Annotated in this window: 3 protein-coding genes and 1 pseudogene; all 4 read left to right on the forward strand. The window is 63.3% G+C overall.

What is annotated here, in order from left to right:
• Positions 1 to 1227: pseudogene (locus ACXRVY_RS14330) on the forward strand (hypothetical protein); the annotation flags it as partial.
• A gap of 18 nt (positions 1228 to 1245) precedes the next feature.
• Positions 1246 to 2118 carry a phage exclusion protein Lit family protein gene (locus ACXRVY_RS14335; protein ID WP_458237612.1) on the forward strand — a complete coding sequence of 291 codons (873 nt, stop codon included), beginning with the start codon at positions 1246 to 1248 and terminating at the stop codon, positions 2116 to 2118.
• 15 nt (positions 2119 to 2133) lie between these two features.
• The gene (locus ACXRVY_RS14340; RefSeq protein WP_458237613.1) at positions 2134 to 4242 is read left to right on the forward strand and encodes a UvrD-helicase domain-containing protein; all 2109 of its coding nucleotides are present in this window, start codon (positions 2134 to 2136) and stop codon (positions 4240 to 4242) included.
• 785 nt (positions 4243 to 5027) lie between these two features.
• A partial coding sequence (locus tag ACXRVY_RS14345) for a DUF3560 domain-containing protein (RefSeq protein ID WP_458237614.1) occupies positions 5028 to 6293 on the forward strand: 1266 nt, incomplete at its 3' end.

Below are 6293 nucleotides of genomic sequence, written 5' to 3' on the forward strand. Positions count from 1 at the left end.
GCTGAAGCCAAGTGGTCTGACACCGCAAGGAAGCTGCATGCCGACTGGTGGCAAGCACGGATCGCACGGCAGAAGGCGATCGACGCCAGCATCGCTGCCAAAGCCGAGTTCGAGTACCTTTACGACAAGCCCTTCGACGACAAGAAGCGCGTGCGTGTGGCCGGCCCATTCACTGTGGAAAGCCTGTCGCCGCACCGAGTGCTGGGCGTGGATGAAAACGACGAATTGATCGACCCACTGCAGACTCAGGAGCGTGAGGCGACCTTCAACGCCAAGCCTACCTTCGCGCAGATGATCCTGGACAACCTCAAGACCGCTGGCGTACAGCAGGCACGCAAGGAGGGTCGCATTAGTTTCACGTCCCTGGCGCCGTGGCCGGGTGAACTCGTGTGTGCGGAGGGGCGCTACCTTGAAGGTGACCCGGAGACGGGCAAGCCGCGTCGCGCCGCCATCTTTATCGGCCCCGAGTTCGGCACCGTCACCCGCGTCGACCTGGTAACTGCGGCGCGCGAGGCGGCCGACGCCGGCTTCGACGTACTAATCGCGTGTGCCTTCAACTACGAGGCGCACACCACCGAATTCAACAAGTTGGGCGCGCTGCCGGTATTGAAGGCGCGCATGAATGCTGACCTGCACATGGCCGAGGACCTGAAGAACACAGGCAAGGGCAACTTGTTCGTCATCTTTGGCGAGCCCGATCTGGGTGTGTACGAAGGCGCTAGCGATGCCTTGAAGCAAGAGGTTGCCCGGCGAGAGCGCCGCATCGACGCAATCAACGCCTTGGAAGCCCCGATCAAGGGATCAAAGGATGACGACGACAAGCAACACCTGCAGCGCCTGCTCGAAGAGAAGAAGCGAGCGAAGCGATTTGTCGAGTACGCGCCGGGCATTGCCGCCGGCCGGTGGTTCGTGGAACTGCGCGGTGTAGATGTGTTCAGGCCGAACGAAGGGAAGGTGGATTCGAGCGGGCCGGACGACATCGCCTGCTGGTTCGTGGACACCGACTACAACGAGGAGAGCTTCTTCGTCCGCCACGCCTACTTCCTGGGCGCCAGCGACCCGTACAAGTCGCTCAAGACCACGTTGAAAGCCGAGATCGACGAGGAGGCCTGGGCCACGCTGTACGGCGACACGTCGCGGCCGTTCGCAAAGCCGAAGTCAGGCCGGATTGCGGTGAAGGTTATCAATCACCTTGGGGACGAGGTGATGAAAGTGTTCAAGGTTTGACCTGGGAGAACTTCAGAGATGTCAGACGCTCGCAGCGATCAGCAAATTCAAGAGGCAGTAAGGCAGCAGTTCCTGGGTGTTGCTCCAGAGCATGCGGATGAGCTGGAAAAGTTGTGGGTGGATTACCAGCTTCAGTTCAGCCTCTTGGCCGACGGGGATCGAGTCGAGATGGAGGGGGGTCTCTATCGGCATGTTCGATTCAACCATCGAGCATTGCGCATCATGTGGATAAGCGCGTTCGCGGCATGGGAGGCGTATGCCTGTGCGTCAGAGGCAACTCTTGGAGGAAGGATGCGAGACACTCGGCGCTTGAAAGAGCTTGTTGACCTTGCCTTTGCCGTCCGAGATGCCTCAGACCCGGAAAGCATTTCACTGGGTGATCTTCCTCCGCCTGGAAATTTCCCAGATCTTCAGTATCCACATCTTCGCGCGCCGGCGGAGCTGGCCATGTTCGTCTCCGGTTGGGCGATGCTGCACGAGATCCAACATTGCATCTGTCAACAAGACGGCACCTCGTCGACAGACGGTGACATTGAGTCAAAGCACGCAGAAGAGCTGCGCTGCGATGCCTACGCCACGCGCTTTGTAATGGATGGAGTTTCGGCCTATACAAATGGGTCGGGTGAAGAAGGGTCGCTCGTCAAGCGCAAGCGAGCCACGGGCATCTACTTTGCGACCTTTGCTCTCGCCTTGCTGTCACATGGCGCCTGGGCTGAGTCCGAATCGCATCCATCAATTGAAACCCGTATTGAGGCGATTCGTCAGCAGGTTAGTGGTGACGTACTCGATGAACCATTGCTAATCGCGGCACTGGCATTTGTCAGCCTTGGCGATGTCTTGGAGGGTGCACCCGCACTGTTGTTCGGATCAACAGTGTCGTCCACTGTCTGAGACATGAGTCTTTCCATGCTCTTCCGAATCGCCGACACATTCACGTCGAGCCTAGCGCGCCTGACCGGAGATGAGCAGAAGGCCGTAAAGACGACTGCCTTTGACCTGCAGGTCGATCCCGCAAGCCCGGGCCTCAGTTTCCACAAGTTGGACAAGGCGCGCGACAAGAACTTCTGGTCGGTGCGAGTCAGCCGCGACATCCGCATCATCGTCCACAGGACGGCGGCGAGCCTTCTGCTGTGCTACGTGGACCATCACGACGAGGCCTACAAGTGGGCCGAGCGGAGGCGCCTGGAAACGCACCCCGCCACTGGGGCAGCGCAGTTGGTCGAACTGCGGGAGACGGTGGCAGACATCGTGGTGCGCGGCACTGCGGTAGCCGCCGTACCACCTCCGTTGACGACGACTGCGGCGCGGAAACCAAGGTTGTTTGATGGGCTGGCCGAAGGTGAATTGCTGGGTTGGGGCGTGCCCCAGGAGTGGCTGGCCGCCGTGCGGGATGCCGATGAAGACAGCCTGCTTGAACTGGCTTCGCATCTACCCGCAGAGGCCGCCGAAGCGCTTCTGGAGTTGGCGACAGGAGGCAAGCCACAACGCGCCGCGCCGCCGCCGGCGAGCGGCGACCCCTTCGACCATCCTGACGCACAGCGCCGCTTCCGCACAATGGAAGACGCCGACGCGCTGGCACGCGCGATGGATGCGCCCTGGGATCGGTGGACGGTGTTCTTGCACCCGGCGCAGCGACAGTGGGTCGAGCGCGAACAGGGTGGGCCTGCTCGCGTGTCCGGGTCTGCGGGCACGGGCAAGACCATCGTTGCGGTGCACAGAGCAGCCTTCCTCGCCCGTCAGCACGCCGATTCGCGAGTGCTGCTCACGACCTTCTCGCCGACGCTGGCCCATGCGCTGCACGCGCGGCTTCGACGGCTGATCGGCAATACGCCCATGCTGGGCGAACGGATCGACGTGGTGTCCCTTGATGAGTTGGGCGAGCGCCTTTACCGCTTCGCGTTCGGCAAGCCTTCTATCGCCCTCGCCGACTGGGTGCGTGCAGCCCTTGCCGTTGCGGCGAAGGAGGTCCAGGCCGGTCAGGCCACGTCACCGGTGGCAAAACTCAGCGAGCCCTTCCTCTGGGGTGAGTGGGCAGACGTTGTTGACGCCTGGCAGCTGAGCGGCTGGGAGCAGTACCGTGACTTCAAGCGCCTGGGCCGCAAGACCAGACTGAGCGAGGCGCAGCGGGCCTCCGCATGGTCCGTTTTCGAACGTGTGCTCCAGCGCCTGCGGCAAGAGAATCGGGTGACGCCATCCGGCATGTTCTCGCGGTTGGCCGTGCACTACGCAGGCACTGCGAAGTCACCGTTCGAGCAAATTGTTGTTGACGAGGCCCAAGACACCGGCGTGCAGCAACTGCGCTTCTTGGCAGCACTCGGCGGCAACAGGCCAAACGGCCTGTTCTTTGCCGGCGACCTGGGGCAACGGATCTTCCAGGCGCCGTTCTCTTGGAAGTCCCTAGGTGTCGACCTGCGCGGTCGCGCTCGCACTTTGCAGGTGAACTACCGCACCTCGCACCAGATTCGCAGCACTGCCGATCGGTTGTTAGGGCCGGAGGTCAGCGACGTTGACGGCAATAGCGAAGTGCGGCGCGGCACGATTTCGGTCTTCAATGGGCCCGTACCCAGCGTCAAGATGCACTCCAACGAGAGTGAGGAATGCCAAGCCGTGGCGCAGTGGCTGACCCAGTGCGCTGGATCGGGCATCCAACCAGGCGAGATCGGGATCTTCGTTCGGTCCGCGGACGAGGTGCCTCGGGCTCTAGCGGCGGCTGCATCGGCTGGCCTGCCACACCACGAACTGGACGCGCTGGTGGACACCGATCCGAACGAAGTGGCGATTGGCACGATGCACCTTGCCAAAGGGCTGGAGTTTCGCGCGGTCGTTGTGATGGCCTGTGACGAGGATATCTTGCCGCTCCGAAGCCGACTCAATGCCGCAGCTGACGAGGCCGATCTGAGAGAGGTGTTCGACACCGAGCGGCACCTGCTGTACGTGGCCTGCACACGCGCAAGGGACCGACTGCTGGTGACGGGCGTCGACCCTGCTTCAGAGTTCCTTGCGGACATCTGTTGAGCACCTTTCCTTTGTGACAAGGACTCAATCTGATCTCGGGCAGTTCGACAGTTCGAGCCATAGGGAGCGGTTAGCCGTCGCGGAGACTTGTCTTGGGTGGGCCCAAGTCGAATGTCCGCAGAGCGCCTTAGGTCCGCCGTTGCGCGCCAGGTCCGCCCGCGCCACCGTCGTGCGGTGGGAAGCCCTACCGAGTTAAGGCCGCCGAAGCCGCAAGGACGGCCAGGCCCGTCGAGGGCTGGGCGCGCCACTCTCTTCGAGACGCTGCTCCGAGGGCGCACGGCCAAAGCCCCGCAGCTTGGGCGCCGTGTACTCGCGCGCGCCGTTCAAGCAGGGGCGCCTCGCGCCTGGACGCCCTGACGTTTCACTTTGGTTGCCCAGCAGCAGGACCCCCCTTCGGCGCTCGCCTTATCCCCCAAGAGAGCGCCCTGCGCGGTGCGCCCGGCTTCTTCCTGCGCTTCGCTTGGTGAGGTGCGCCGCTGTGCGGCGAGGAATCGCTCACCTGGTGGGTTCGCGCGTGTCGTTGGCGGTGCGGGAAACCTGTCTGTGCTCTCGATGACTCGGGGTGTTTGAGCTGCTCGTCGGTGCGCCTCTTTCCGACGCATAGCGGCTGCCATTCATGCCCCAAGGGTGAAGGCTTTCGCCCACGTCCTCACCCGGACTCTGCGCTTCGCTGCGAGCTGCGGCTTGCGGGCGCGCCCTTGTGTCCTGCCTGGCTGTCGCTGCTCATGCGTCGAGGCGAAACCGACGGGCAGATTTTCTTCAACCACCACAACGAGGGCATCCACATGAGCGAACAGACCACCCACACCACCAACGACACCGTTGATCCGCAGTTCCTCGGCCCCGAGGCTGGCCAACAGGCAGGGGGTGAAGGGGAACCCATCTACGGAATGACGGCGACGTACTCGCCCGACGACAACAAGCTGCGCATCACCAGCGCGAGCCGGTTGGACCGCGCCACCTATGACCGTGTGAAGGAAGCCGGGTTTCGGTGGGCGCCGAAGCTGGAGCAATTCATCGCGCCGATGTGGACCCCTTCGCGTGCTGACCTGTGCGTGGAACTCGCCGGCGAGATCGGCGACGAGGACGGTTCACTAGTCGACCGGGCGGAAGATCGCGCGGAGCGGTTCGAGGGCTACCAGGAGAGCAGGGCCGACGAAGCCGAGCGCGCCTCTGCGCAGGTGCGCCGCATCGCGGACGGCATCCCGTTCGGTCAGCCCATCCTTGTCGGCCACCACTCCGAGCGCCACGCACGCAAAGACGCCGAGCGCATCACGAACGGCATGCGCAAAGCCGTGAAGGCCTTCGAGACGGCCGAGTATTGGAAGCACCGCGCTGCCGCTGCGATCCGTCATGCCAAGTACAAGGAGCGCGCCGACGTGCGCGCGCGCCGCATCAAGACCATCGAGGCCGACAAGCGCAAGCAGGAGCGGGTCATTGCCGAGGCGCAAACGCACCTCGAGGCCTGGCAGCGCGAAGGGCTCACGATGGCACAGGCTTTGCACGTTGCGAATTTCTCGCACATGTCGCGGTGTTTCACGCTGGCCGAGTTTCCGCGCGATCCGCCGGCTTCGCAGTACGAGGGACAGATGGGGCTTTGGTCGGCCTTGTCCGATGGCGTCATCACCGTGGAGCAGGCGCAATCGATCTGCCAGCGCAACTACCCCGCCACGATCCAATGGGCGCAGCGCTGGGTGGACCACTACGAGAACCGCCTCGCCTACGAACGCGCCATGCTGGCCGATGCCGGCGGCACGGTGGCCGACCAGACCGGGCCGCAGAAGGGCGGCGCCGTGCGGTGCTGGGTCGGGCGTGGGTCGTGGGTCTACATCCAGAAGGTGAACAAGGTCAGCGTGACCGTGCTCGACAACTGGGGCAACGGCGGGAAGAACTTCACCCGAACGGTGGAATTCGACCAGCTCAAGGCGATCATGTCGGCCGACCAGGTGGCGCAGGCGCGTACCGATGGGCTGCTGGTGGAGCTGCAAGACAAGACCGGTTTCATGCTGCGTGCTGCGCCCACGGACGAGGCCAAGGAAGAAACCACGAAC

The organism is Pseudomonas sp. P5_A2_2 (assembly GCF_054177685.1).

Excerpts from the sequence above, each read along its gene's own strand:
- ACXRVY_RS14335 (WP_458237612.1), top strand. The coding sequence starts at position 1,246 with ATGTCAGACGCTCGCAGCGATCAGCAAATTCAAGAGGCAGTAAGGCAG.
- ACXRVY_RS14340 (WP_458237613.1), top strand. The coding sequence starts at position 2,134 with ATGCTCTTCCGAATCGCCGACACATTCACGTCGAGCCTAGCGCGCCTG.